This window comes from Pseudomonas sp. BF-RE-25 (assembly GCF_019956105.1).
Classification (GTDB): Bacteria; Pseudomonadota; Gammaproteobacteria; order Pseudomonadales; family Pseudomonadaceae; genus Aquipseudomonas; species Aquipseudomonas migulae.
In genome coordinates, this window is sequence record NZ_JAHBDB010000033.1 from 36264 (window position 1) to 62699 (window position 26436).

Annotated in this window: 25 protein-coding genes and 1 pseudogene; 17 read left to right on the top strand and 9 right to left on the bottom strand. The window is 60.8% G+C overall.

What is annotated here, in order from left to right; all coding sequences use genetic code 11:
- Nucleotides 1-4: 4 nt before the first annotated feature.
- Nucleotides 5-1399, bottom strand: a complete 1395-nt coding sequence (argH, locus tag KGB24_RS16000; RefSeq protein WP_008024352.1) for an argininosuccinate lyase — start codon at nucleotides 1397-1399, stop codon at nucleotides 5-7.
- A gap of 241 nt (nucleotides 1400-1640) precedes the next feature.
- Between argH and KGB24_RS29435 the strand changes: the two are divergent.
- The 8 genes and pseudogenes from KGB24_RS29435 to KGB24_RS16035 form a co-directional block, all read left to right on the top strand.
- A pseudogene (locus KGB24_RS29435) lies at nucleotides 1641-1850 on the top strand (sensor histidine kinase); the annotation flags it as partial.
- On the top strand, nucleotides 1847-2593 hold the full coding sequence (locus KGB24_RS16005) for a LytR/AlgR family response regulator transcription factor (protein ID WP_008024350.1): 747 nt from the start codon (nucleotides 1847-1849) through the stop codon (nucleotides 2591-2593). The pseudogene KGB24_RS29435 and the gene KGB24_RS16005, both read left to right, overlap by 4 nt.
- Before the next feature lie 138 nt (nucleotides 2594-2731).
- Nucleotides 2732-3673: a hydroxymethylbilane synthase gene (gene hemC / locus KGB24_RS16010; protein ID WP_223415419.1), complete on the top strand. Its 942-nt coding sequence runs from the start codon at nucleotides 2732-2734 to the stop codon at nucleotides 3671-3673.
- The gene (locus KGB24_RS16015; protein ID WP_223415420.1) at nucleotides 3670-4437 is read left to right on the top strand and encodes a uroporphyrinogen-III synthase; all 768 of its coding nucleotides are present in this window, start codon (nucleotides 3670-3672) and stop codon (nucleotides 4435-4437) included. Before hemC ends, KGB24_RS16015 begins: the two co-directional genes overlap by 4 nt.
- Before the next feature lie 16 nt (nucleotides 4438-4453).
- Nucleotides 4454-5608 carry a uroporphyrinogen-III C-methyltransferase gene (locus KGB24_RS16020; RefSeq protein WP_223415421.1) on the top strand — a complete coding sequence of 385 codons (1155 nt, stop codon included), beginning with the start codon at nucleotides 4454-4456 and terminating at the stop codon, nucleotides 5606-5608.
- The gene (locus KGB24_RS16025) at nucleotides 5605-6843 is read left to right on the top strand and encodes a heme biosynthesis protein HemY (RefSeq protein ID WP_223415422.1); all 1239 of its coding nucleotides are present in this window, start codon (nucleotides 5605-5607) and stop codon (nucleotides 6841-6843) included. The genes KGB24_RS16020 and KGB24_RS16025 overlap by 4 nt, the downstream gene beginning before the upstream one ends.
- Nucleotides 6844-7072: 229 nt before the next feature.
- Nucleotides 7073-7624, top strand: coding sequence for a disulfide bond formation protein B (locus KGB24_RS16030; RefSeq protein WP_223415423.1), 552 nt, complete (start codon nucleotides 7073-7075; stop codon nucleotides 7622-7624).
- Between the two features lie 178 nt (nucleotides 7625-7802).
- Nucleotides 7803-8261, top strand: coding sequence for an Rsd/AlgQ family anti-sigma factor (locus KGB24_RS16035; protein ID WP_032828552.1), 459 nt, complete (start codon nucleotides 7803-7805; stop codon nucleotides 8259-8261).
- A gap of 60 nt (nucleotides 8262-8321) precedes the next feature.
- Here KGB24_RS16035 and KGB24_RS16040 read toward each other — a convergent pair whose 3' ends face one another.
- Complete coding sequence (locus KGB24_RS16040) at nucleotides 8322-8987, bottom strand: FKBP-type peptidyl-prolyl cis-trans isomerase (protein ID WP_207284923.1); 666 nt, start codon at nucleotides 8985-8987, stop codon at nucleotides 8322-8324.
- Nucleotides 8988-9179: 192 nt separating this feature from the next.
- Here KGB24_RS16040 and KGB24_RS16045 point away from each other — a divergent pair, with 192 nt between their 5' ends.
- Nucleotides 9180-10370 carry an AlgP family protein gene (locus KGB24_RS16045; protein ID WP_223415424.1) on the top strand — a complete coding sequence of 397 codons (1191 nt, stop codon included), beginning with the start codon at nucleotides 9180-9182 and terminating at the stop codon, nucleotides 10368-10370.
- Here the strand turns inward: KGB24_RS16045 and KGB24_RS16050 are convergent.
- Nucleotides 10367-10831 (bottom strand): TIGR02444 family protein, encoded by a 465-nt coding sequence (locus tag KGB24_RS16050; protein ID WP_223415425.1) that lies wholly within the window; start codon nucleotides 10829-10831, stop codon nucleotides 10367-10369. The genes KGB24_RS16045 and KGB24_RS16050 overlap by 4 nt on opposite strands.
- Before the next feature lie 50 nt (nucleotides 10832-10881).
- Here KGB24_RS16050 and KGB24_RS16055 point away from each other — a divergent pair, with 50 nt between their 5' ends.
- The 3 genes from KGB24_RS16055 to KGB24_RS16065 all read left to right on the top strand — a co-directional run bounded on the left by KGB24_RS16055 (nucleotide 10882) and on the right by KGB24_RS16065 (nucleotide 14244).
- Nucleotides 10882-12792, top strand: a complete 1911-nt coding sequence (locus KGB24_RS16055; protein WP_223415426.1) for an ATP-binding cassette domain-containing protein — start codon at nucleotides 10882-10884, stop codon at nucleotides 12790-12792.
- Nucleotides 12792-13373, top strand: a complete 582-nt coding sequence (locus tag KGB24_RS16060; RefSeq protein ID WP_008024322.1) for a mechanosensitive ion channel family protein — start codon at nucleotides 12792-12794, stop codon at nucleotides 13371-13373. Before KGB24_RS16055 ends, KGB24_RS16060 begins: the two co-directional genes overlap by 1 nt.
- Before the next feature lie 238 nt (nucleotides 13374-13611).
- The gene (locus tag KGB24_RS16065; RefSeq protein ID WP_008024319.1) at nucleotides 13612-14244 is read left to right on the top strand and encodes a LysE family transporter; all 633 of its coding nucleotides are present in this window, start codon (nucleotides 13612-13614) and stop codon (nucleotides 14242-14244) included.
- Between the two features lie 54 nt (nucleotides 14245-14298).
- Here the strand turns inward: KGB24_RS16065 and KGB24_RS16070 are convergent, their stop codons facing one another.
- Genes KGB24_RS16070 through KGB24_RS16085 form a run of 4 tightly spaced genes read right to left on the bottom strand, consistent with a single transcriptional unit; the run spans nucleotide 14299 to nucleotide 17421 of the window.
- Nucleotides 14299-15042 carry a hypothetical protein gene (locus KGB24_RS16070; protein WP_008024318.1) on the bottom strand — a complete coding sequence of 248 codons (744 nt, stop codon included), beginning with the start codon at nucleotides 15040-15042 and terminating at the stop codon, nucleotides 14299-14301.
- 3 nt (nucleotides 15043-15045) lie between these two features.
- Nucleotides 15046-15636, bottom strand: a complete 591-nt coding sequence (gene lpoB, locus KGB24_RS16075; RefSeq protein ID WP_223415427.1) for a penicillin-binding protein activator LpoB — start codon at nucleotides 15634-15636, stop codon at nucleotides 15046-15048.
- Nucleotides 15637-15669: 33 nt separating this feature from the next.
- Nucleotides 15670-16020, bottom strand: a complete 351-nt coding sequence (locus KGB24_RS16080) for a YcfL family protein (protein WP_192227488.1) — start codon at nucleotides 16018-16020, stop codon at nucleotides 15670-15672.
- Nucleotides 16021-16035: 15 nt separating this feature from the next.
- On the bottom strand, nucleotides 16036-17421 hold the full coding sequence (locus KGB24_RS16085; RefSeq protein WP_223415428.1) for a COG3014 family protein: 1386 nt from the start codon (nucleotides 17419-17421) through the stop codon (nucleotides 16036-16038).
- A gap of 316 nt (nucleotides 17422-17737) precedes the next feature.
- On the opposite strand from KGB24_RS16085, the gene KGB24_RS16090 reads away from it, so the two are divergent.
- Nucleotides 17738-19636, top strand: a complete 1899-nt coding sequence (locus KGB24_RS16090) for an FTR1 family protein (protein WP_223415429.1) — start codon at nucleotides 17738-17740, stop codon at nucleotides 19634-19636.
- 107 nt (nucleotides 19637-19743) lie between these two features.
- Nucleotides 19744-20199: a YaiI/YqxD family protein gene (locus tag KGB24_RS16095; protein ID WP_223415430.1), complete on the top strand. Its 456-nt coding sequence runs from the start codon at nucleotides 19744-19746 to the stop codon at nucleotides 20197-20199.
- Between the two features lie 116 nt (nucleotides 20200-20315).
- Here KGB24_RS16095 and elbB read toward each other — a convergent pair whose 3' ends face one another.
- Nucleotides 20316-20984, bottom strand: a complete 669-nt coding sequence (gene elbB, locus KGB24_RS16100) for an isoprenoid biosynthesis glyoxalase ElbB (RefSeq protein WP_223413770.1) — start codon at nucleotides 20982-20984, stop codon at nucleotides 20316-20318.
- A 115-nt stretch (nucleotides 20985-21099) separates the two neighbouring features.
- Here elbB and KGB24_RS16105 point away from each other — a divergent pair, with 115 nt between their 5' ends.
- Complete coding sequence (locus tag KGB24_RS16105; protein ID WP_008024303.1) at nucleotides 21100-22335, top strand: sterol desaturase family protein; 1236 nt, start codon at nucleotides 21100-21102, stop codon at nucleotides 22333-22335.
- Here KGB24_RS16105 and KGB24_RS16110 read toward each other — a convergent pair.
- A complete protein-coding gene (locus KGB24_RS16110) occupies nucleotides 22316-22948 on the bottom strand; it encodes a DedA family protein (protein ID WP_008024301.1) in 633 nt (210 codons plus the stop codon). The genes KGB24_RS16105 and KGB24_RS16110 overlap by 20 nt on opposite strands.
- Nucleotides 22949-23156: 208 nt before the next feature.
- On the opposite strand from KGB24_RS16110, the gene hemB reads away from it, so the two are divergent.
- Nucleotides 23157-24170: a porphobilinogen synthase gene (gene hemB, locus KGB24_RS16115; protein WP_008024300.1), complete on the top strand. Its 1014-nt coding sequence runs from the start codon at nucleotides 23157-23159 to the stop codon at nucleotides 24168-24170.
- Nucleotides 24171-24188: 18 nt separating this feature from the next.
- Complete coding sequence (gene ppk1 / locus KGB24_RS16120; RefSeq protein ID WP_192227494.1) at nucleotides 24189-26411, top strand: polyphosphate kinase 1; 2223 nt, start codon at nucleotides 24189-24191, stop codon at nucleotides 26409-26411.
- The last annotated feature ends 25 nt before the right edge of the window (nucleotides 26412-26436 follow it).

The window sequence follows — 26436 nt, forward strand, 5'->3', positions numbered from 1 at the left end:
CCGTTTAGCGGCTGGCGAGCAACGCCTGGCCGCGAGCCACCGCCTGCTTGACCTGCGCCGGAGCGGTCCCGCCGATGTGGTTACGGGCGTTCACCGAACCTTCGAGGGTCAGCACGGCGAACACGTCCTGATCGATCTGGTCGCTGAACTTGCGCAGCTCTTCCAGACTCATTTCCGCCAGGTCTTTACCGCTTTCCACGCCGTACTTCACGGCATGGCCAACGATTTCGTGGCAGTCACGGAATGGCAGGCCGCGACGCACCAGATAGTCGGCCAGGTCGGTGGCGGTGGAGAAACCGCGCAGCGCCGCTTCGCGCATCATCGCGTGCTTGGGTTTGATCGCCGGGATCATGTCGGCAAAGGCCCGCAGCGAGTCGCGCAGGGTGTCGGCGGCGTCGAACAGCGGTTCCTTGTCTTCCTGGTTGTCCTTGTTGTAGGCCAATGGCTGGCCTTTCATCAGGGTCAGCAGGCCCATCAGTGCGCCGAATACGCGGCCGGTCTTGCCGCGAACCAGCTCTGGCACGTCCGGGTTTTTCTTTTGCGGCATGATCGAGCTGCCGGTGCAGAAGCGGTCCGGCAGATCGATGAACTGGAACTGGGCGCTGGTCCACAGCACCAGCTCTTCGGAGAACCGCGACAAGTGCATCATCGCGATGCTCGCGGCCGAGCAGAACTCGATGGCGAAGTCACGATCGGACACGTTGTCCAGCGAGTTGCCGCCCACGGCGTCGAAGCCCAGCAGTTGCGCGGTGTATTCGCGGTCGATCGGGTACGTGGTGCCCGCCAGCGCGGCACTGCCCAACGGCATGCGGTTGGTGCGTTTGCGGCAGTCGACCAGACGCTCGTAGTCGCGGCTGAGCATTTCGAACCAGGCCAGCATGTGGTGCCCGAAGGTCACCGGCTGCGCGGTTTGCAGGTGAGTGAAGCCCGGCATGATGCTGCCGGCTTCGCGCTCGGCCTGTTCCAGCAGGCCTTTTTGCAGGCGGGTGATTTCGCCCAGGATCAGGTCGATCTCGTCACGCAGCCACAGGCGAATGTCGGTGGCGACCTGGTCGTTACGGCTGCGGCCGGTGTGCAGCTTTTTACCGGTCACGCCGATGCGGTCGGTCAGACGCGCCTCGATGTTCATGTGCACGTCTTCGAGGTCGATGCGCCAGTCGAACTGGCCGGCCTCGATTTCACCCTGGATGGTCTTCAGGCCATCGGTGATGCTGTCGCGCTCGGCATCAGTCAGCACGCCGACCTTGGCCAGCATGGTGGCGTGGGCGATCGAGCCCATGATGTCGTGGCGATACAGGCGCTGGTCGAAAGTGACGGAGGCGGTGAAGCGGGCGACGAAGGCGTCGACGGGTTCACTGAAGCGGCCGCCCCAGGACTGATTGGTCTTGTCAGTGCTCATGAATTCGCTCGTATCGGCTGAAGAAAGATGGCGTTGAAAGCTGCGGCGGATAATAACAGGGTTGCCAATCCTGTCGCTGACACTGGTCGATACGTTTTTTTCTCATGCGTCGACCCATACTCAAGGCAGGCATTGTGGAAATTGCGCAACGATATTTTTCAATTGAGCAATAACGTGCCGGCAACCGTCTACAGTTGGACAGTAGGATCAGCGCACTTCCTGGCGCTGCAGCGGACGATAAGAAGAGGGGGTGTTCATATTGTGTATCAGCAAACCCTACGGCGATGCCTCGCCAACCGCCAATTGCCCGGCAAATAAAAATTTAGCAGTCGGACGGGCGGCACTTTTTGGCCCTCGCGCTAGTCTTAGCGTGGATCGCGGTGACAGACGTCACTTCACCTGTCTACGCTATCCTTGTGCGAGACTCACGCAGGAATCCAGCGCAATATGAATGTCCTGATCGTTGATGACGAACCCCTTGCCCGCGAGCGCCTGAGCCGAATGGTCGGCGAACTCGAGGGATACAGTGTCCTGGAGCCGAGCGCCACGAACGGCGAAGAAGCGTTGGCACTGATCGACAGCCACAAACCGGATATCGTGCTGCTCGATATCCGCATGCCGGGCCTCGATGGCCTGCAAGTGGCTGCACGATTGTGCGAACGCGAAACCCCGCCCGCCGTGGTGTTTTGCACAGGTCCCGATGAATTTGCCGTGGAAGCCTTACAGGCCAGCGCCGTAGGCTATCTGGTGAAACCTGTGCGTACAGAACAATTGCATGATGCGTTGAAAAAAGCCGAACGCCCCAATCGCGTCCAGCTCGCGGCTTTGACCCGTCCCGCCGCCGAAACCGGCAGCGGCCCGCGCAGCCATATCAGCGCCCGTACCCGTAAAGGTATTGAACTGATCCCGTTGGGGCAGGTGGTCTACTTCATTGCGGATCACAAATACGTGACCTTGCGCCATGAAGGCGGTGAAGTGCTGCTGGATGAGCCGCTCAAGGCCCTTGAGGATGAATTCGGCGACCGTTTCGTGCGGATCCACCGCAACGCCCTGGTCGCCCGCGAACGCATCGAGCGCCTGCAACGCACGCCACTGGGGCATTTTCAGCTGTTCCTCAAAGGCCTGAACGGTGACGCCCTGATCGTCAGCCGACGCCATGTGGCCGGTGTGCGCAAAATGATGCAACAGCTTTAATTCGCCACCCGCAGGCGAATTTCTCACCCGATTGCCGGACGTCCGGGGCCAGGGAGGCCAGGCAATTCCTGATTCAAGTCAAAGCGGATTTGGTTGAGCTGTTATTATCTGCCGTATCTATTCAGTACGGATTGATCCATGTCCTCTCGCGAAATCCGCATCGCCACCCGCAAAAGTGCTCTCGCCCTGTGGCAGGCCGAATACGTCAAAGCCCGTCTGGAAGAGGCCCATCCGGGGCTGCTCGTGACGTTGGTGCCCATGGTCAGTCGCGGCGACAAGCTACTCGACTCGCCGCTGTCGAAAATCGGCGGCAAGGGCCTGTTCGTCAAGGAGCTGGAAACCGCGCTGCTGGAAAATGAAGCCGACATCGCCGTGCATTCCATGAAAGACGTCCCGATGGACTTCCCGGAAGGCCTCGGTCTGTTCTGCATCTGCGAGCGAGAAGACCCGCGCGATGCCTTCGTCTCCAATACCTATGCCAGCCTGGACGAATTGCCGTCAGGCAGCATCGTCGGCACCTCCAGCCTGCGCCGTCAGGCTCAGTTGCTGACCCGTCGCCCGGACCTGGAAATCCGCTTCCTGCGCGGTAACGTCAACACGCGCCTGGCCAAGCTCGATGCCGGCGAGTACGACGCCATCATCCTCGCGGCGGCCGGTCTGATTCGACTGGGCTTCGAGGATCGCATCACCTCGGCGATCAGCGTCGATGACAGCCTGCCGGCCGGTGGCCAGGGTGCTGTAGGCATCGAATGCCGCTCCGCCGACCGCGAAATTCACGCCTTGCTCGCGCCGCTGCACCATCAGGACACCGCCACCCGTGTCACCGCCGAACGTGCCCTCAACAAACATCTGAATGGCGGTTGCCAGGTGCCGATCGCCTGCTACGCCGTGCTGGAAGGCGAGCAGATCTGGTTGCGTGGCCTGGTGGGCGATCCGAGCGGCGGTCTGCTGCTCAGCGCCGAAGCCCGTGCGCCGCGCGGCGATGCCGAAGCACTGGGTGTGCGAGTGGCCGAAGACCTTCTGAGCCAGGGTGCCAACGACATTCTGAAAGCGGTCTACGGTGAGGCAGGTCACGAGTGACGGGCTGGCGCCTGCTGCTGACGCGTCCGGCGGATGAGTCGGCGGCGCTGAGCGCTGTGTTGGCCGAAGCGGGGATTTTCAGCAGCAGTTTGCCGCTTTTGGAAATTGCACCGATTCCGGCCTCTGCCACAATGCGCCAGGTGATTCAGGATCTGGATCGTTATTGCGCCGTGATTGTGGTCAGCAAACCCGCCGCCAGAATCGCGGTGGACCTGGTCGACCAGTACTGGCCGCAAGCACCGCGCCTGAAGTGGTTCAGCGTAGGCGCGGCGACGGCGCAGATCCTTGATGAACACGGGTTGGACGTGAGTTTCCCGGCCGAAGGTGATGACAGCGAAGCCTTGCTGGAGCTTGCGTCGTTGCGCGAGGCTGTCGAGCAGCCTGATCCACGGGTGCTGATCCTGCGTGGGGAGGGTGGCCGTGAGTTGCTCGCTGAGCGTTTGCGCGAGCTTGGTGCTAGTGTCGACTATCTGGAGTTGTATCGCCGCAAGCTTCCACAGTATCCGCCGGCAACACTGCCTGAGCGGATCAAGGCGGAACGCTTGAACGGGCTGGTGGTCAGCAGTGGACAGGGTTTTGAGCATCTGTATCAATTGGCCGGCGATGCCTGGCCACAGTTGGCGCAGTTGCCGTTGTTTGTACCAAGCCCCAGGGTCGCCGAGCTGGCACGTGCCGCCGGGGCCCAAACAGTTGTGGATTGTCGTGGCGCGAGTGCCACGGCTTTGCTGACGGTGTTACGGGAGCATCCCGAACCCGTTCTCTAATGCAAAGGATGGATACGTGAGCGAAACAGCCTTGCCTAAAGATGACTCCCGGCCAGTGATCGATGCGCCGGTAGATGCACCGGTAGAAAGTGCGCCACCTGCTGCAGTGCAGCGCCGAGGCAATGGGCTGGCAATCGTCGCGCTGTTGCTGGGCGCCGCCGGTGTGGTGGTGGGCGGTTGGGGCGTCTGGCAGGTGCGTCACCTGCAAGCCAATACGCAGGAGCAGTTGAGTCAGGTGCAGGCGTTGAACGATCAGGCGCAAAGCCTGAAGCTCAACGAGCAACGCCTTAGTGCACGCCTTGAGCAAATGCCTGCCGCCGAAGAACTCGATGCCCGCAGCCGCCTGGTGATTCAACTGCAAGGCGATCAGCAGCGCTTGAATCAACGTCTGGAAACCGTCCTCGGCGCCAGCCGCAAGGACTGGCGCCTGGCTGAGGCCGAACACTTGCTGCGCCTGGCCAGCCTGCGGCTTTCGGCGTTGCAGGACATCAACAGCGCTCAGGCCCTAGTGCAGGGCGCCGACGAAATTCTTCGCGAACAGAACGATCCGGGTTCCTTTGCCGCTCGCGAGCAAGTGGCGAAAACCCTGGTCGCCTTGCGCAGTACCGAACAGCCGGATCGCACCGGCCTGTTCCTGCGACTGGGTGCGCTGCGCGATCAGGTGGTCAGCCTCACCGAGCTGGCTCCCGAGTACAAGGACCGGGGTGATTCGCTGCTGGGCCTGACCGCCGATGGCGACGGCGCCAGTCGTTGGGCGCAGTGGTGGGATCAGATCTCGCGTTACATCCGTATCGATTTCAATGCCGATAAAAATGTCCGTCCGCTGCTGGCAGGGCAAAGCCTGAGCCAGGTGCGCCTGGCCTTGAGCCTGGCGCTTGAACAGGCGCAGTGGGCGGCGCTCAATGGTCAGGCTGCGGTCTACACCCAGGCGCTGGCCGAGGCGCGGGACGTGCTCAAGGGTAATTTCAACCCGGACAACCCGCAGAGCAAAGTGATGCTCGAACAGGTTGGCGAACTGAGCAAGCAGCCGGTCACCGTGGTCACGCCGGACCTGACCGGCACGCTGAGCGCGGTTCAGGGCTATCTCGAGCGACGTAATGTCAACGCCGAGGACTCGATCAAACCCATGGCCAAACCTGCCGCAAGCACCGTGCAGGAGGCCACGCCATGAAACGCCTCTATGTGATCGTGTTTCTGGCCATCGCCGTTGCCGCCGCGCTGGGACTGGCGATTGCCGAGCATTCCGGCTACGTGCTGATCGCCTACAAGAGCTTCCGTTTCGAATCGAGCCTGTGGGCCACCCTGGCGCTGTTGGCGGTGCTGTGGCTGGTGTTCTGGGGCATCAAGGCGTTGATCGAATTGGTGACGACCTCTAGCGGCGTGGTCAACCCATGGTCGCGGCGCAATCGCAGTCGTCGGGTGCAAGTGGCGATCGAGCACGGTCAGCTGGATTTGGCTGAGGGTCGCTGGGCCAGCGCGCAGCGTCATCTGCATCGCGCCGCCGAAGCCGAGCGCCAGCCGCTGCTTTACTACCTCGGCGCTGCCCGCGCGGCGAACGAACAGGGTCATTACGAAGAAAGCGATAACCTGCTGGAGCGCGCACTGGAGCGACAGCCTCAGGCCGAGTTGGCGATTGCCCTGAGTCATGCCCAATTGCAGACCGACCGTGGCGACACCGACGGCGCCCTCTCGACGTTGCAGGCGATGCATGAGCGTCACCCTCACAACGTTCAGACCTTGCGCCAGTTGCAACGCTTGCATCAGCAGCGCGGCGACTGGTCAGCGGTGATTCGCCTGCTGCCGGAGCTGCGCAAGGATAAGGTCCTGCCAGCGGCCGAGCTGGCCGAACTTGAGCGCCGGGCCTGGGGTGAAAACCTGTCCCTGGCTGCGCGTCAGGAAGAAGACGGGACGGTGGGTTTGCAATCGCTCAACCGCGCCTGGCAACAACTCACCTCGGCTCAGCGCCAGGAACCGCAACTGGTATTGGCGTATGCCGAGCAACTTCGGCAACTGGGCGCGCAGGTTGAGGCCGAAGAGGTCCTGCGAACGGCGCTCAAGCGCAACTACGACAGCCATCTGGCACGCCTTTACGGGCTGGTTCGCGGCAGTGACTCTGCGCGTCAATTGCAGACCGCCGAGGGCTGGCTCAAGGATCATCCGGCTGACCCGAGCCTGTTGCTGACCCTTGGTCGTCTGTGTCTGCAAAACAGTTTGTGGGGCAAGGCCCGGGACTATCTGGAAAGCAGCCTGCGCGTGCAGCGCAACCCGGAAGCCTGTGCCGAGCTGGCTCGGCTGCTGGCGCAATTGGGCGACACCGAGCGCAGCAACCAGCTGTTTCAGGAAGGCCTTGGCCTGCTGGACGAACGCTTGCTGGCCGCGCCGCTACCGGCGCCGGTTCATGCCTGATTGTGTGGCGAGGGGGCAAACTCCCTCGCCACGCAGTAGGTTTTGCAGCGACGTTTTCTTACATTCGTAGAGCCTCGACGGCAGAGTCCTACAGAGGACTACACCTGATCCTCTCGCTTCTGTCGGGAATTCCCTACACTTCTGCTGAAGTGTCCTTGCTGGCTTGCCTTGAAAGGCTGCTGCGCTTTCCTCTACCGTAACCACTTGTCTCTACTGGTACGGAAAAGCCATGACGTTGGCCTGCTCACGCTCCTTGTTTTTCATGGTTTTCATTGCCGGCGCGCTGGCGTTGGGCGTTTCCTACTACCTGGAATATGCAGTCGGCCTCAAGCCCTGCGGGCTGTGTCTTTTACAGCGGTTTTGCCTGACGATTCTCACGGGGGGCTGCCTGATGGCTGCGGTTCATGGCCCCGGTCGCGTCGGCTCGTTCCTGTATTGGCTGCTCGGTCTGTTGTGCAGTCTGGCGGGTACGGTGACGGCGTGGCGTCAGGTGTTGTTGCAAGGCGATCCGGTGCAACAGCTGTCAGTATGCTCGCTCAGTCTGGCGGACCCGTTCGCAAGCACCCCCTTGGTTTATGTGGTGCAGCAGATGTTCAAAGGTACGGCCGAATGCGCACAGATTTCCTGGACGCTGTTTGACCTGAGCTTGCCCGAGTGGAGTCTGCTCTTCTTCATCGCCATGACGATCCTGAGTGTTTACCAGTTGCTGCGCGTGGTCTGGATCGCTTGTCAGCGACCGTTCAGCGGCACGTCGTCGCACCGGGCGCTGGCCGGCGATTAAACACTTGTATGAACTTTATCTGCTGCGTACCTTGAAGCCACAGTCGCGCGGGCATAATCTGGCCCGCACGTGTCATTGGAATTATGTTGCTCGAATGACGCTCTGCCTGGCCGACTCTTGATCTTCAAGTGTGCGACAGGTGTAGAGCAGCATGACCCACAAGGGAAGAGAGACCGCCATGCTCGAAAGTTGTCAGAATGCTCAGGAACGCTGGGGTGGAGTGCATCTGCTGATCGATCGTTGGTTGCAGGAACGTCACGAACTGGTTCGGGCCTATGATGATCTCGGCGCCAAGCCTGAGGCGCTGGGTGAGAACCGCAAGCCATTGCAGGAATTCTGCGGCGTGCTGGTCGATTACGTGTCTGCCGGGCACTTCGAGATCTACGAACAGCTGACGGGGGAGGCCAAGGCTTTCAACGACAAGCGTGGTCTGGAACTCGCCGAGACCATCTACCCACGCATCGACGTCATCACCGAGAAGCTGCTCGCGTTCAACGACCTGTGTGACGCAGGCAAATGCGTAGCAGAGAAATTCAAGGAGCTGGGTGGCCTGTTGCACGAACGCTTCGAACTGGAAGACTGCCTGATCGAAGTGCTGCACACCGCTCACAAGGAAGTGGATTCGGTTCAGGCCTGACCCCCTTCCTGCCACACCTCAAAACGGTGCGCTTTGCGCGCCGTTTTTCGTTTCCGCTGTTTAGCTGGTGGCGCCGCGCAATTCGACTTCGAATACCAGCGGCGTGAACGGCTCGATCAAGTCGCCGGCACCGTCGGCGCCATAGGCTTGGGCCGATGGAATCACCAATCGCCACTTCGCACCGACCGGCATGTTTTGCAGCGCGCTGCGCCATCCGCTGATCACGCTGTCGAGACTGAACCACTGCGGCTGAGTGTTCTGATCGAACACGGTGCCGTCGGGAAGACGACCGACGTACAGCACCTGAACCTTGCCATTCGGACCGGCTTTCGCGCCGGTGCCGGGTGTCAGCTCCGTCAGCAATATTCCATCGGCCAGTTCGCGAACGCCGGGTCTGGTTTTTTCTTCGGCGAGAAATCGGTGCTCTTTTTCGAGGGCGGCTTCGCTCTGTGGCGGAGGCGACTGCAAAGCTGTCTGCGCTTCGTGCTCGGTCAGAATCTGTTCGATCTGCTCATCTTTCAGGGCCAGGGGTTTGCCTTGATAGGCTTGCTGCAAACCTTCGACCAGCGCTTGCAGTTGCAGGTCGGGAACCTCCAGGCGCAAGCGTTCGCCGAGGCTCGCGCCCAGGCTGTAAGCGAGATCGTGAGCTTCATTTTCCTGGGTTTTTTCGGCGGCTTGAGCGATGGAAAAAAACACGCACAGCGATAAAAAAAGGTAGCGCGACATGGGCACTCTCCGACCTGAGATGCGGCAGATTATGCCAGTGTGAATGCGTTCGACAGTGAACTTGTTTTGCGTAAGCGCAGAAGATTTTCGATCCGTTGCAACGCGACGCTTTCGATACTGTCAACATGCCCTAGCGGCGGTAGCAGCAGAGGTCTAGTATGAGCCGCACCCACGTCAGCCAGGAGGTAAACCATGTCGGCCACCAAGAAGCCTGTAAATACCCCGTTGCACTTACTCCAACAACTCTCGGGCAGCCTGCTCGAGCATCTGGAAACCGCTTGTTCCCAAGCCTTGGCTGATGCTGAAAAACTGCTCGCCAAACTGGAAAAACAGCGCGGAAAAGCACAAGAGAAATTGCACAAATCCCGCACCAAATTGCAGGACGCTGCGGCGGCCGGCAAAGCCAAGGCACAAGCCAAGGCGAAGGACGGCGTGCAGCAACTCGAAGACGTGCTCGATGCCCTCAAGGATCGTCAGTCCGACACCCGCGCCTACATTCTGCAACTCAAGCGCGATGCCCAAGAAAGCCTGAAACTGGCCCAGGGCGTCGGTCGTGTTCAAGAGGCTGTCGCCAAGGCGTTGTCCTTGCGTGCGGCCAAGCCTGCTGCGGCCCCTGCGAAGAAAGCCGCTGCCAAACCGGCTGCTGCAAAAGCACCGGCCAAACCTGCCGCCAAGGCACCTGTGAAAGCGGCAGCTAAACCTGCAGCTAAACCTGCGGCGAAAAAACCAGTCGCTGCCAGCGCTGCGAAACCGGCTGCAAAACCAGCCGCTAAAACTGCTGCTGCCAAACCTGCTGCCAAGCCAGCCGCTGCCAAAACAGCTGCCGCAAAACCGGCTGCAAAAACCACTGCTGCCAAACCGGCCGTAGCGAAAACTACAGCGGTCAAACCCGCCGCAAAACCGGCCGCTAAAACAGCTGCAAAACCAGCCGCTAAAACTGCCGCTGCGAAGCCTGCTGCCAAGCCAGTCGCCGCTAAAACCGCTGCCAAGCCAGCGGCAAAACCAGCGGCTAAAACTGCTGCTGCGAAACCTGCTGCCAAACCGGCCGCTACCAGGACTGCTGCTGCAAAACCTGCGACTGCAAAACCTGCCGTCGCTGCCAAGCCAGCCACCGCGGCAAAACCTGCCGCAGCGAAACCAGCAGCCAAACCTGCCGCTGCCAAGCCGGCTGCAAAACCAGCTGCCAAGCCAGCAGCCAAACCAGCCGTGAAAAAACCGGCCGCTGTTGCCAAGCCGGCCCCGGTAATTGCTGCCAAGCCAGCGACACCGGCGCCATCCGCTTCGGCCGCGCCTGCACCAGTAGCCTCCACCTCGACAGTCACCACGGCGCCAACGCCTGTCGCACCGTCGAGCACCAGCTCCACCCCAACCAGCGCTTCCTAAGTGCCGGTTGCCGCGACGCGCAGCTGATGCAGCGCGTCGCGGTCCAGGTGGGCGGCATCCGCCGCCACACCCTCCAGCCAGGCCGATAAATCGGTCGCCTCACACTGCGGCCAATTCAACGCCGCTCGCTCCAGCCGCATCAGCAAATGCCGCTCGGCTTCCAGCTCCAGCGTTTTTACTTGTTCGCGTAACGCATTCAGTTCGGCGTCCTCAGTCGCGACGACTTTCCATCGCATGCGCAAGGCGCGCAGCGGTTGAACGACATCCGCGTCCCAAGGCTGCGCCACGTTGCGAAGCTGCTGCAGTCGATGCTCGTTGCAGGCGACTCCCCGCTGGCCCAGCCACAACCCGCACAGCAACAGGCACACATTCACCCCCGCCGATTGCAGGGTCAGGCACGCGGCTTCAACGCCGGGACGGGCATAAGTGCCAAGGGAAAAGCTCCACAGGTCAGAGGACATAGTGCTACTCGCGCCAGTTGCGAGCGAAGCTGGTAGACTCCGCCGCCATTATGATTCGACTTCAGAACCTGACTTTACAGCGTGGCCCGCAACGTCTGCTAGAAGACGCCGAGCTGACCCTGCACGCCGGCCACAAAGCCGGCCTCATCGGTGCCAACGGCGCCGGCAAATCGAGCCTGTTCGCCTTGATCCGGGGCGAACTGCACCCGGACTCGGGTGACTGCTTCCTGCCGGCCGACTGGCGCATCGCCCACATGCGCCAGGAGATCGAGACGCTCGAACGCCTGGCGGTCGACTACGTGCTCGATGGCGACCTGCGCCTGCGCGAGGTACAACGTGACCTCGCCGCGGCCGAAGCCGCCCATGACGGCACCGCTCTGGCCCGCCTGCACTCGGAACTCGACAGCGCCGACGGCTACACCGCCGATGCTCGTGCCCGCAAGCTGCTGGCCGGGCTTGGGTTCACCAATGAGCAGATGGATCGCCAGGTCGGCGATTTCTCCGGTGGCTGGCGGATGCGTCTGAACCTGGCGCAGGCATTGATGTGCCCCTCGGACTTGCTGCTGCTCGACGAACCGACTAACCACTTGGACCTCGACGCCATCATCTGGCTCGAAGAATGGCTGAAAAGCTATCCCGGCACCTTGCTGCTGATTTCCCACGACCGGGATTTTCTCGACGCCGTGGTTGATCACGTGGCCCACGTCGACCAACGCAAAATCACCCTGTATCGCGGTGGTTACAGCGCTTTCGAACGAGCCCGCGCCGAACGTCTGGCCCAGCAACAGCAGGCCTACGAGAAGCAGCAGGCGCAGCGTGCGCACATGGAAAGCTACATCGCCCGCTTCAAGGCCCAGGCCACCAAGGCCCGCCAGGCCCAGAGCCGGATCAAGGCGCTGGAGCGGATGGAAGAATTGTCCGCCGCCCACGTCGATTCGCCGTTCGACTTCGTCTTCCGCGAGTCGACGAAGATTTCCAGCCCGCTGATCGATCTGTCCGATGCCCGTCTGGGCTACGGCGACAAAGCCGTGCTGGAGAAGGTCAAGCTGCAACTGACCCCCGGCGCGCGCATCGGTTTGCTCGGCCCCAACGGCGCCGGTAAATCGACCCTGATCAAAAACCTCGCCGGTGAGCTTTCGCCGCTGGCCGGTCGGCTGACCCGTGGCGAGAACACCGTCGTCGGCTACTTCGCCCAACATCAGCTCGATTCCCTCGACTCGAAGGCCAGCCCGTTGCTGCACTTGCAGCGTCTGGCGCCAACCGAGCGTGAACAGACGTTGCGCGACTTCCTCGGTGGTTTCGACTTCCGCGGCGCGCGCATCGACGAGCCAGTGCTGAACTTCTCCGGTGGCGAGAAGGCGCGTCTGGCCCTGGCGTTGATCGCCTGGGAGCGGCCGAACCTGTTGCTGCTCGACGAACCGACCAACCACCTGGACCTGGAAATGCGCCTGGCGCTGACCATGGCCCTGCAGGAATTCAGCGGTGCGGTACTGGTGGTCTCCCACGATCGTCATTTGCTCAAAAGCACCACCGACAATTTCTATCTGGTGGCGGACGGCAAGGTCGAGGAGTTTGATGGCGACCTGGAAGACTACGCCCGTTGGCTGGTCGACTACCGTCAGCGCAACGCCCCGGTCAGCTCCACGCCGGTCAATCCGGACAAGACTGACAAGAAGGCCCAGCGTCAGGCCGCCGCTGCGTTGCGTCAGCAACTGGCACCGCACAAGCGTGAGGCTGACAAGCTCGAAGCCGAGCTCGGCAAGCTCCACGAGAAGCTGGCGAAGATCGATACCAGCCTCGGCGACAGCGACATTTACGAGCCGGCGCGCAAGAACGACCTGCGTGATCTGCTGGCCGAGCAAGCCAAGCTGAAAGTGCGTGAAGCCGAACTGGAAGAAGCCTGGATGGAAGCCCTGGAATTGCTGGAAAGCATGCAGGCGGAGCTGGAGGCGCTGTCCTGATGGAGGCGTTCAAGCTGCCGCTGCCGGCGGTGTGGGTCGAGCCGATCTGGCTCGTCGTGCAAATCCTGCTGATTCTGTTGGCCGGTTACTTCACCCAGCGCTTTGTTGCGAAATGCCTGACACGCCTGGGCGAGCGCTACCCGTTTCCGCCGCAGTTGCTGATGCCGCTGCGGGGCGGTCTGCGCTGGCTGATCATGGGCAGTGCGCTGATTTTCGTGCTGGAACGCCTCGGGGTGTCGGCGACGGTGCTCTGGACCGCGTTGTCCGGCTTCGTCGCGGTAGCGGCGGTGGCGTTTTTCGCCATGTGGAGCGTGCTCTCCAATCTGCTCTGCGCGATCCTGATTTTCACCGTCGGCCCGTTTCGCCTCGGCGATGTGGTCGAGTTGGTGGACACCACTGACAAGCCTGGCGTCAAAGGTCGGGTGGTGGCGATCAATCTGCTTTACACCACGTTGATCGAAGCTGAAGAGCTTGGGACCGGCAGTGCGATGGTTCAGGTGCCTAACAGCCTGTTCTTCCAGCGCTCGGTTCGACGCTGGCGTGGGACTGATGTGCTCCCTTCGAGCGGGTTCGAGAAGTAAGCCTTCCGTTGCCTGACATGCCGCTTTCGCGAGCAAGCCCGCTCCCACACTAGGTCCGTGTGGTTCGCATGATTTGTGTTCGCCAAGATCAACTGTGGGAGCGGGCTTGCTCGCGAAGGGGCCCTTGAGTCTTAAAACGCTGGTCGGCGACCGCAACATCCTGCAAAAAATCGATGGTCATCGGCCCAAAGCCGCATTAGCTTAGACATCTGTTTACGAGTCTGAGTCGAGGTGTGCGATGGAGCTTCAAACATGGCTGGCGTTTTTTGCCGCCTGCTGGGTGATCAGCCTGTCTCCCGGTGCCGGCGCCATTGCGTCGATGTCCAGCGGTCTGCAATACGGTTTCTGGCGCGGTTACTGGAATGCCCTGGGCCTGCAATTGGGCCTGGCGGTGCAGATCGCGATTGTCGGCGCCGGTGTCGGCGCGATCCTCACGGCCTCGGCCAGCGCTTTTTATGCGATCAAATGGTTCGGCGTGGCGTACCTGGTTTATCTCGCAATCAAGCAATGGCGCGCACTGCCCAGCGACATGAGCGATGACGCGGCGGTGCGTCAGATCGGCAAACCGATGGCCCTGGTGTTCCGCGGTTTCCTGGTCAACATCAGCAACCCCAAGGCCCTGGTGTTCATGCTGGCGGTGTTGCCGCAGTTTATCGATCCGCATGCGCCATTACTGGTTCAATACCTGATCATCGGCGTAACCATGGTCTGCGTTGACCTGATCGTCATGGCCGGTTACACCGGGCTGGCGTCCAAAGTGCTGCGCATGTTGCGCACGCCCAAGCAGCAAAGACGCATGAACCGCACGTTTGCCGGGCTGTTCATTGGCGCTGCGGCGTTTATGGCGACGCTGCGCAAAGCGGCGGTGTAAAACCGTCAGACACAAAAAAGGCGACCCTTGAGGTCGCCTTTTTCGTTCAAGGGATCAGCGCAAAATGACCGGCTCTGTATCCTCTGGCAGGTTATTGCTCAACGGCGCCTGCTCTTGCTGCTCATTCCCGCTGCCACCCAGTTGTTCGCTCAATTGACGAGCCACATCTTCCCCCAGGGACTTGGACACCTCACGTACCACCCGTGGGCGACTCTGTGAGATCTTCGCGTCCCGATGGTTCGTCAACTTGGTGTCCTGGCCTTCGCCCATCGCCGTGAAGGCCGAGGTGATTTCGAAGGTTTTGGTGTCGATCAGGCTGAAATCCGCTACCAGGGTCAGTGCCAGCACCGAGGAATAGCTGTCGGTGTTGGGTATCTCGTTGACATCACTGTTGAAGTCTACGTCCGACAAGGTGCCGAACAGTACATAGTCGGCGCCCTCGAAGTTGCCGGCCTTGATCCGTTCGATCACGTCATAGATATCGCCTTTGGACTCGGCGGTGTGCGGCTTGCCTTGCACCAGCTGGAACATTCCGGAGCGCAGCATCTGGCCCTTGATGTCGCCGGTGAATTTGCGCAGCTCAGTTTGCTCGATGTAACTGGTTTTGGATTCGAACTCGTCGTAGCTCGAAGAACCGCTGGCGCTGTACTCACCCTCGCGGTAATTGTTCTTGGACGAAACGGTGTGGATGTACTGCTCCACGCGCTCCTCGTACGCCAGGTCGGTTACTGCGACTTTCGGGGCCGCCTGCACGCTGAACGTGCAAGCCAGGGCCATCATCCCAATCCATGCGCGCATTGATTAATGCTCCGTAGTTTTGCGGATCTCTTTTTCGTCCATCCACTCGGCCAGACCGCTTTCAACGTCGATCAATTGCAGGCTGAATTTGTAGAAGACGTCCTTGTACTCGCTGCTGCGCTTGACGATCGAGCTGATCGAACCTTCAAGGCGGTATTTGGCGGCGATCATGTTGCCGATCTTGGACACGGTGGCTTTCTTGTACAGACCGCTCTGGTTTTGCAGCTGGATCTGATCAATCTGGCTCTGCATATCGGTGTTGTCGCTGGAGAAGCGTGCCGTGCCCGATTTCATCAGTTGGGTCTTGATGGTGGTGGTGATTTCACGGGTGTCGATGTATTCGCTGGTCTTGTTCTTCACGTCGTAGACCTGGACCACCGGGCGTCCACGCAGAATGCCGGACTGGGCGAGAGAGCGGGTCATGGACTCGGCGATGATCTGCAGGTCGGTGGAGCTGAACTCGTTGGTGATGGTTTCCACAGCCTTGGTGTCGCCATAGCTGGTGTTCTTGCTGCCCAGGGTCGGTGGGTGGTTGCTGGCGCAACCACTGGCCAGGAGGGCGATAGCGGCAATCATCGAAAAGCGTACAAACATGGGAATGCTCTCTGAAGCTGAACGAATAGGGTGTTAAGGCGTATTGATTTCCAGGCGGAAATCCACGGCCTTGGGGGTGGGCGCTATGGCCTGAATGTAGCGGGTCTGCTCGCCGTACATCATCTGGCTCTTCCAGGTTTCTTCTTCGGCAACCGGGAAGCCATCAGGGTCGAGCCAGGCAAAGCGGTAGTAGAAGGTCTTGTTGTCGGAGCTGGTGTTGCTCAGCTGTGTATTGACCGTAATGAAGCCGTTTTCCCGGGCGACACGCATGGCGTCGATCTCAATGTCCCTTAGCTTGCCCAAGGCCACGACCTTGCTGGCGGCTGTTGTGGCGCAACCGGCCAACAAGGCCAGGATGACGACAGCGATGAGTTTGAAGCGCATGGGAAGACTCCGTAATTAAAGTTGTTTGAAGCTGGCCACGGCTGTCGGGCTGGCGCTCGGGGTCGCGTGAACGGCCAGGCCGCTGGCGAAGACCTGGTTGCCCACGGCGCGCAGGCTGATGACTTGATAGCGCTGGTCAACGGTGATCTTGAGCACCGTCGTTCCAACCGCGACCTGGTGCTCGCCTTTCTTCAGGCGCAGGCGCACGACATGGGTGTTGTCCGGCAGGGTGCGCCACGTACGGGTATCGGCACCTTCGAACACGGTTGAAGTGAAACCGACTGCTATGCCCGCCAGCTGGCTGACTTGTTTGATCTTTTCCTGCGCCACGCCACGGGTAGCTGCACGAACAGTGGTGCGCACAATGATGCCCGGCATGTCGTCACGCAGTGCGCGGCGGGACATGGTGGTAATGCTGTTGAGTTGCGTCAGGGTGAGTTGCTGACCGTCCACGCCAATCTGGGTGAGCGGGGCGGTGGAGGTATCCGGCTTGATGACCGGGAAGGACAGCGGAGCGATCACCACGCCGGCGCTGATCGGCAGAGTCAGTGGCACGCGGATCGAACCCCGGGCCGGCGCCAGCCCGCTTTGCACGACGATCAGGATGTCGCTGTCTTCGTCCTTGGCACTTTTCTGGTCCAGATCCTTCAACGCCTGCTCCAGCAACGGAGTGTTCGGGCGCAGTTCGGCTGCTGTGCGGTAACCCGGTGCGGCCAGGTCTTTTTCGCCCAGGGCTTCGTAGACGAAGCCGGCCAGGTAATGGCTGAAGGCACTCTGGTAGCTGTTTTTCAGCCCAACCACTTCAGGTGCGTCGAGGCTGGCGACGGGATAGCCATGCAAGTCTTTTAACTCGGTCTTGATGCCTTCTTTCTCGGCTTCCTCTTCGCTCTTGAGGTATTCCTTGTCGCGCAGGTCGGCGATCACCGCTTCACGTTCGTGGGTTTTCTTGATCGCGATACGTGCGCCGTCGAAGTCGTTGACGGCCAGCAGGTTCAGGGCCATTTGCGTGGTCAGCATGACTTTTTCGTAGTCGTAGCCTTCGTAGCGGCGGACCTTGTCGTTCACCAGGAAGCTGCCGAACTGAGCGAGGTACTTGCCGGTATCGAGTTTGACCGACTCTTCCCATTGACCGACCACGACATCGGCGCTGCTCCAAGCGTTCTGGCTGCCGGACAGATCGCCCTTGGCGCGCAGCAGTTCACCCTTCTCGAAGTAGTAGAGGAGGTCCTTGTCGGCACCGAAGTTGTTCTTTTCCAGCAGGGTCAGCGCCGCATCGATATTGCCGGTAGCCAGCTGCAGGTTGGTTTGTGCGAGTTCCGAGTCGTAGTTGCGAAATACCGAACAGCCGGAGAGGAGCGTGACAGCGCTGAGCGCAATCACTGCAAGGGCGCGGGACGCCATAGGTACTTCTTCCCTGAATGGTAGGCAGCCGCGCTTGCTGGTCGGGCTTTTTGGACCTATCGGCGCAGACGGGCGTCCTGCCAATTCCTCATGAGCAGAGGAGCTTTGAGTGCCATATCGATCAATTGAAGGCTCGGCATTATAGACAGGGATAGTGGCGCGGTAATGGCTTTTTGATTGCTTTTAAACCGAATGTGCCATCATCTGGAAAAAGCACCAATCGAGGTCTGCGACGGCGTTTCAGACAACAAAGCTTGAGCGAAACTCATTCGAAGTGAACAATGTGTTACTTCGTATTTCCAATTGAGATTCATTCATGACTGCCCCGTCCCGTTTCTTGGCCTGGCTGGTATTGCCGCTGTTTGCCTTGTGCAGTTCCAATCTGCTGGCCGACACCGTAGAAGGTGCGCCGCAAGCGCTGCATTTGCTTGATTACATCGGCGCCGATTACCCGGAGTCGGTCGAGGCCGGCAAAGTCATCAATGAGTCTGAATACCGCGAGCAGCTGGAATTCAGTAAGGTGCTGCAAGGCCTGATCGCTGCCCTGCCGGCCAAGCCGGAAAAAGCGGTGCTGGAGCAGGGTGTCAGCACACTGCGCAAATCCATCGCTGCGCGGCAGGACGGCTCGGACGTTTCCCGTCAGGCACGGCAGCTCGGTGCGAAGCTGGCGGTGGCCTATGAAGTCAGTCAGGCGCCGATCATTACACCGGACCCAACCCGTGGTGCGTCGATGTACACCCAGCATTGCTCGGTCTGTCATGGCGATGCGGGGGCCGGTGATGGCCCTGCCGGTGTCGGCCTGACGCCGCCGCCAGCCAATCTGCGCGATGCCGCGCGGTTGGATCGCCTGAGCCTGTACGCGATCTACAACACCTTGGGGATGGGTGTCGAAGGCACTGACATGCCGGCCTTCGCCGACCAGCTGGACGATCGTCAGCGCTGGGACCTGGCGACCTACATCGCCGGTTTCAGTGCCGATTCGGCCGCAGCTGCATCTGAAAAGACCTACAACATCGCCGACCTGGCCCGTCAGACTCCGGCCGAAGTGCTGGCTGCCGAAGGCCCGCAAGCGGCAGCGACTTTCCGTGCGCAGCGTGCGCAACCGCCGCAGGTCAAGCGTGGCCCGGCGCAGTTGCTCGATTACACCGCTGCAACGCTGGACAAAAGTATCGCGGCCTATCGTGCCGGCGATCACGACCAAGCCTATGACCTGTCGGTGGCGGCGTACCTGGAAGGTTTTGAACTGGTCGAAAGCTCGCTGGACAACGTCGATGCCAACGTGCGCAAGGACACCGAAAAATCGCTGATGGCGTACCGTCAGTCTTTGCAGGACGGTTTGCCGGTGGCCCAGGCCCAAGAGCGTCTGGAGGCGGCCAAAGCCAAGTTGAAAGAGTCTGCCGGCCTGCTGGGCAGTGATGGCCTGAGTTGGTCCTTGAGTTACATCTCCGGTCTGCTGATTCTGCTGCGCGAAGGTCTGGAAGCGATTTTGGTGCTGGCGGCGATCCTAGCCTTCCTGCGCAACACCGGCCAGCAATCGGCGGTGCGCAGCGTCAACGTCGGTTGGGGCCTGGCGTTGCTGGCCGGTCTGGCGACCTGGGCACTGGCGGCGTACGTGATTGATGTCAGCGGCTCGCAGCGTGAATTGCTGGAAGGTGCGACGGCGTTGTTCGCCGCGGTCATGGTGCTCTGGCTCGGGGTGTGGATGCACGACCGTCGCCACGCGGCGGCCTGGCAGGATTACATCAAGAGCAGCCTGGTAGGCGGCGGTGGCCGTTTCGGTTTTGCGACACTGGCGTTTTTCTCGGTGTACCGCGAACTGTTCGAAGTGATTCTGTTCTACGAAACCCTGTGGTTGCAGGCGGGGCCGGCGGGGCATAACGCGGTGTTGGCGGGCGGGGCGACGGCGCTGGTGTTGTTGGTTGGCCTGGCGTGGGTGATTCTGCGGGGCTCGGCGAAACTGCCGCTGTCGCTGTTCTTCAGTATCAACGCCGGGTTGTTGTGCGCGTTGTCGGTGGTGTTTGCCGGTCATGGCGTGAAGGCGTTGCAGGAAGCCGGGATCTTCGGCACACGGCCGGTGCCGTTCTTTGACTTCGACTGGCTGGGCATTCACGCAGATGCGTATTCGCTGAGTGCGCAGGCGGTGGCGATCATTGCGATTATCGTGCTGTATGGGCGTAGCTGGATGGCGGAGAAGCGGCGGGTGCCGGTTTCCTGACAGCATTCGCTGCGCTCACTATCGCGAGCAGGCCCGCTCCCACAGAGATTGCGTATAACCTGTGGGAGCGAGCCTGCTCGCGATTTTTTTTGGAGAGGTAAAACGTGATGCGTGTGTGGATCGATGCCGACGCTTGCCCCCGGGCAGCGAAGGATCTGGTGGTGAAGTTCGCCCTCAAGCGTCAGTTCGAGGTGGTGCTGGTGGCCGGGCAGCCGCAGATCAAGCCGGGGCTGGCGCTGGTGAAGTTGATCGTGGTGCCGAGCGGGCCGGACGCGGCGGACGACTATCTGGTGGAACACGCGGTGCCCGGTGAGCTGGTGATCTGCAGCGATGTGCCGTTGGCGGATCGCTTGGTGAAGAAAGGTGTGGCGGTGCTGGACCCGCGAGGCAAGGAGTTCGACGCGCAGAACATGGGTGATCGGTTGGCGGTGCGCAACCTGTTCACCGACTTGCGTGAACAGGGGCAGATGAGCGGCGGGCCGGCGCCGTTTGGCGAGCGCGAGAAGCAGGCGTTTGCCAATGCGCTGGACCGGATCCTCACGCGGCTGACCCGCAAATCCTGAACTTCACGCTGAACCCTGTGGGAGCGGGCTTGCTCGCGAAGGCGGTGTGTCAGACACATTAATGCTGACTGACGCACCGCCTTCGCGAGCAAGCCCGCTCCCACAGGGAAATGGTGTTACTCGTCGTTTTCGTGGGTCAGTTCGAGCACGCGGTCGACCAGTTTGTTGATGCCGGACGCTGCTTCGCTGATCGATTGCGCCAGCATGTACGCCGGGGTGCTCACCAACTTGCGTGCTTTGTCTTCAACGATGTCAGTCACTGCGCAATCCTTGTGAGTGGCGCCCATCTTGTTCATCGCGGCGGCGGTATCGGCGTCATTGCCGATGGTGCAGGTCACGCCCGGTCCATAAATCTTCGCGGCCAGCGCCGGCGAGATGCAGATCAGCCCGACCGGTTTGCCCGCTTCGGCAAACGCCTCGGTCAGGGCGAGAACATCGGGGTGCACGGTGCAGCCAGCGCCTTCGATGGCGAAGTTCGACAGGTTCTTCGCCGCGCCAAAACCACCCGGCACGATCAGCGCATCGAACTCTTCGACGTCAGCTTCGCGAATATCCTTGATGTTGCCCCGGGCGATCCGCGCCGACTCCACCAGCACATTGCGCGACTCGGGCATTTCTTCGCCGGTCAGGTGGTTGATCACGTGCAACTGCGCGATGTTGGGGGCGAAGCACTGTACCTGCGCGCCGCGCTGATCCAGTCGCAGCAAGGTAATCACGCTTTCGTGGATCTCGGCGCCGTCGTAGACGCCACAGCCGGAAAGGATCACTGCAATTTTTTTGCTCATGGGCTTTTCTCCAGATTCATGGCGTTAAATGTCCACTAATTTGTCACTCGTTGCCATAGGTTCAATTCGCGGCTACACCTAGCATCTGTCCTCAAGATTCCGATCAGGGCGCGTCATGGACTTCATTCTGTATGCGGTGCCGTTCTTCTTTGTACTGATTGCCGTCGAACTGCTGGCCGACCGTTGGCGCGGGGTCAGCAACTATCGGGTGGCCGACGCGATCAACAGCATCAGCACCGGCGTGCTGTCGACCACCACGGGCCTGTTGACCAAGGGCGTGGGGCTGGTGACCTATGCCTTTGCGCTCAAGCATCTGGCGCTGTTCGAACTCTCTGCCGACAGCGTCTGGGTCTGGGTGTTCGCCTTCGTTCTCTACGACTTCTGCTACTACTGGCTGCATCGCATGGGCCACGAACGCAACATCCTCTGGGCCGCACATTCGGTGCATCACCAGAGCGAGGACTACAACCTCTCCACGGCGTTGCGCCAGACCAGTACCGGTTTCCTGTTGAGCTGGATTTTCTACCTGCCGATGGCGGTACTCGGCGTGCCGCTGCTGGTGTTTGTCAGCGTCGCCGCGTTGAACCTGCTGTATCAATTCTGGGTGCACACCCGGCACATTCCCAAGCTCGGGTGGTTCGAGTGGTTCTTCGTCACGCCATCCAATCATCGGGCCCACCATGCACAGAACGCTCTCTACATGGATCGCAACTACGGCGGGGTGTTCATTATCTGGGACCGTCTGTTTGGATCGTTCCAGGAAGAAGACGACAACGAGCCGGTGATTTTCGGCGTGACCACGCCACTGGCGAGCTGGAATCCGTTGTGGGCGAACGTGCAGTTTTACGCGCAGCTGTGGGATGACGCGCGACGGGCTGAAAGCACGTGGGACAAGCTGCGGATCTGGTTCATGCGCACCGGTTGGCGGCCAGCGGACGTGGCGGCGAAATACCCGATGAGCAAGCCGGACTTGAGCCAGTTCCGCAAATTCGAAGTGCCGCTGGACGGGCGTCAGCAGATTTATGTGCTGTTGCAGTTCTGCGTCTACATCGCGCTGGGCAGTTACTTGATGAACTTCGAGCCACACCTGCCGACCGCTGCGCTGGTGCTCGGCTGGAGCGCCGTGGCGCTGGGATTGTTTACGTTGGGCGTGGCCCTGGAGAATCGCCCGTGGGCGTTGAAGCTGGAGCTGCTGCGGCTGGCGTCGAACGTGCCGCTGGTGTGGCTGGCGCCGCTGCTCGGGCTGTGGCCGGCCAGCGCGGTGGGCTGGGTCGGCCTGCTGAGTTACAGCCTGCTCAGCGGAATCGGTCTCTACTGTTGCAGAAACCGCTTCACTCGCTTGGCGTCTTGACCTCGGCGGCCTTGGCCTGTTCGGCTTTCAAGGCCTGCTCTTCGGCATAAACCTGCTTGGCCAGACGCGCATTTTTCAAGCGGCGACGCAGCCACAGGCCGAAGCCCAGCACCAGCAGGGCGCCGAGCACCCATAGCTCATACTTCTTGACGCTGCCCAGCATGCCTTCGAGCACCGCGCCGAAGTGATAGGCCGCAGCCGCCAGTGCGGCCGCCCAGATCGCGGCGCCGATTCCGTTCAGCAACAAGTAACGTCCCGGCGGATAACCCGACAGGCCGATCGCCACCGGCATCACCGTGCGCAAACCGTAGACAAAACGGAAGCTCAGCACCCAGATGTCCGGGTGCCTGCGAATGTGTTCCAGTGCCCGGTCGCCCATCATCTGCCAGCGAGGCTTGCGCGCCAGCAACTTGCGGCCGTGCTTGCGTCCCAGGAAGTACCACAGCTGGTCGCCGGCATAACTGCCGAAAAACGCCACGACCACCACGATGTTGATGTCCATGTATCCACGGAACGCGAGGAAGCCTGCGAGCACCAGGATGGTTTCGCCTTCGAAGAACGTGCCGAGAAAAAGGGCAAAGTAGCCGAAGTCATGCAGAAATTGTTGGAGCATTGTCTGGGTGCTGGCGAAATGAACGCGCAGCCTAACCCTTCGTGCACATTCATGAAAGTGTCCAAATGTGTCTCGACGTGAACATTTCCTACAAGGACAATGGAATGCGACTACGTGTCACGGGGGTGCACACAACTGTAATACCACGGTCATAATGGCCGCTTATAACTGTCACGCTCGCCCGCCAGCGCGGGCTCAGGAGTCTGCCGTGAGTTTTACCCCCGCCAATCGCTTGTTTCCAGCCACCCGCCTGCGCCGTAACCGCCGTGATGATTTCTCGCGTCGACTGGTTCGTGAAAACGTCCTGACTGTCGATGACCTGATCCTGCCGGTGTTTGTGCTGGACGGTGAAAACCGTCGCGAAGCGGTGGCCTCGATGCCCGGCGTTGAACGCCTGACCATCGACCTGTTGCTGGAAGAAGCGGCCAAGTGGGTTGAACTGGGGATTCCAGCCGTGGCGCTGTTCCCGGTCACGCCACCGGAACTCAAGTCGCTGGACGCCGCCGAAGCGTGGAACCCCGACGGCATTGCCCAGCGCGCCACTCGCGCCCTGCGTGCGCAGTTCCCTGAACTGGGGGTGATCACCGACGTCGCGCTGGACCCGTTCACCACCCACGGTCAGGACGGTATCCTCGACGAAGAAGGCTACGTGCAAAACGACATTACCGTCGACGCACTGGTCAAGCAGGCCCTGTCCCACGCCGAAGCCGGTGCTCAAGTGGTGGCCCCGTCGGACATGATGGACGGTCGCATTCAGGCGATCCGCGAAGCCCTCGAGCTGGCCGATCACGTCAACGTGCGGATCATGGCCTATTCGGCGAAGTACGCCAGCGCCTATTACGGCCCGTTCCGCGATGCGGTGGGTTCGGCGCTGAACCTGGGCAAAGCCAACAAGGCCTCCTATCAGATGGACCCGGCCAACAGCAACGAAGCCCTGCACGAAGTGGCGGCGGACTTGTCAGAAGGCGCAGACATGGTCATGGTCAAGCCAGGCATGCCGTATCTGGATATCCTTTACCGGGTCAAAGAAGAATTCAAAGTGCCGACTTTTGTTTATCAGGTCAGCGGTGAATACGCCATGCACATGGCGGCGATCCAGAATGGCTGGTTGAGCGAAGGGGTTATCCTCGAATCCCTGACCGCTTTTAAACGTGCAGGCGCTGATGGCATCCTGACTTACTTTGCCGTACGTGCTGCTCAATTGTTACGAGAGCAAAAATAGCCCTCCCAGGAACATTCGATGAATACCGAAGGACTCACTGAAGTTGCAGTACAAGAGGCTCAACCCGTGGTGGAGCCGATCGCCGAAACCCCGCCGGAGCTGGAACCTGCTCCGCCCGCGGTAGTGGTCGAAACCGCGCCGGCGGCGCCAGCGATTGTCATTCCGGGCCTGGATGACAGCAGCCTGTACATCCACCGCGAACTCTCGCAACTGCAGTTCAACATCCGCGTGCTGGAGCAGGCGCTGGACGAGTCCTATCCGTTGCTGGAACGGCTGAAGTTCCTGCTGATTTTCTCCAGCAACCTGGATGAGTTCTTCGAAATTCGTGTGGCCGGTCTCAAGAAGCAGATCACCTTCGCCCGTGAACAGGCCGGCGCCGATGGTCTGCAACCGCACCAGGCCCTGGCCCGGATCAGTGAGCTGGTACACGGTTACGTTGACCGCCAGTACGCCATCCTCAACGACATTCTGTTGCCGGAACTGGAGAAACATCAGGTCCGCTTCATCCGCCGTCGTTACTGGACCACCAAGCTCAAAACCTGGGTCCGCCGTTATTTCCGCGACGAGATCGCACCGATCATCACCCCGATCGGCCTCGACCCGACGCACCCGTTCCCGTTGCTGGTGAACAAGAGCCTGAACTTCATCGTCGAGCTCGAAGGCATCGACGCCTTCGGTCGCGATTCCGGTCTGGCGATCATCCCGGCCCCGCGTCTGCTGCCGCGAGTGATCAAGGTGCCGGAAGAAGTCGGTGGCCCTGGCGACAACTATGTCTTCCTGTCATCGATGATCCACGCGCACGCCGATGACTTGTTCCAGGGCATGAAGGTCAAGGGCTGCTACCAGTTCCGCCTGACCCGAAACGCCGACCTTGCCGTCGACACCGAAGACGTGGAAGACCTGGCCCGCGCCCTGCGTGGCGAGCTGTTCTCCCGTCGCTACGGTGATGCGGTGCGTCTGGAAGTGGCCGACACGTGCCCGAAACACCTGTCCGACTACCTGCTCAAGCAGTTCAACCTGCACGAGACCGAGTTGTATCAGGTCAACGGTCCGGTCAACCTGACCCGCCTGTTCAGCATCACCGGCCTGGACAGTCAGCGCGAGCTGCAATACCTGCCGTTCACGCCGCAGATCCCGAAACTGCTGCAGAACAGCGAGAACATTTTCAGCGTGATCAGCAAGCAGGACATTCTGCTGCTGCACCCGTTCGAGTCGTTTACGCCTGTGGTCGATTTGCTGCGTCAGGCGGCGAAGGATCCGCACGTATTGGCGGTGCGTCAGACGCTGTACCGCTCCGGCGCCAACTCGGAAATCGTCGATGCGCTGGTGGATGCGGCGCGTAACGGCAAGGAAGTCACCGCGGTGATCGAATTGCGCGCGCGGTTCGACGAAGAGTCCAACCTGCAACTGGCCAGCCGTCTGCAAGCGGCCGGTGCGGTGGTGATCTACGGCGTGGTCGGCTTCAAGACCCACGCCAAGATGATGCTGATCCTGCGTCGCGAAGCCGGCGAGATTGTGCGTTACGCCCACTTGGGTACCGGCAACTACCACGCGGCCAACGCCCGTCTGTACACCGACTACAGCCTGCTGACCTCCGACGACGCCCTGTGCGAAGACGTCGGCAAATTGTTCAGCCAGCTGATCGGCATGGGTAAAACCTTGCGCATGAAGAAGCTGTTGCACGCGCCGTTCACCCTGAAGAAGGGCATGCTCGACATGATTGCCCGGGAGACGCAGTTCGCCCTCGACGGCAAACCGGCGCACATCATCGCCAAGTTCAACTCGCTGACCGATCCGAAGATCATCCGCGCGCTGTACAAGGCCAGCCAGTCCGGCGTGCGCATCGATCTGGTGGTGCGTGGCATGTGCTGCCTGCGTCCGGGCATCGCCGGGGTTTCGCACAACATCCACGTGCGCTCGATCATCGGCCGCTTCCTGGAACACACCCGGGTCTTCTACTTCCTCAATGGCGGTGAAGAGCAGATGTTCCTCTCCAGTGCCGACTGGATGGAACGCAACCTCGACAAGCGCGTCGAGACTTGCTTCCCGGTGGAAGGCAAGAAGCTGATCATGCGGGTCAAGAAAGAGCTGGAGCTTTATCTCACCGATAACACTCACAGCTGGAGCCTGCAGGCGGACGGTCGTTACATCCGCAACACGCCGACCGGCAACCAGAACCCGCGCAGTGCCCAGGCCACGTTGCTGGAGCGGTTGGGCAGCCCGATTCTGGCGGTGCGTTAACCTTCACGCGGCATAAAAAATGGCG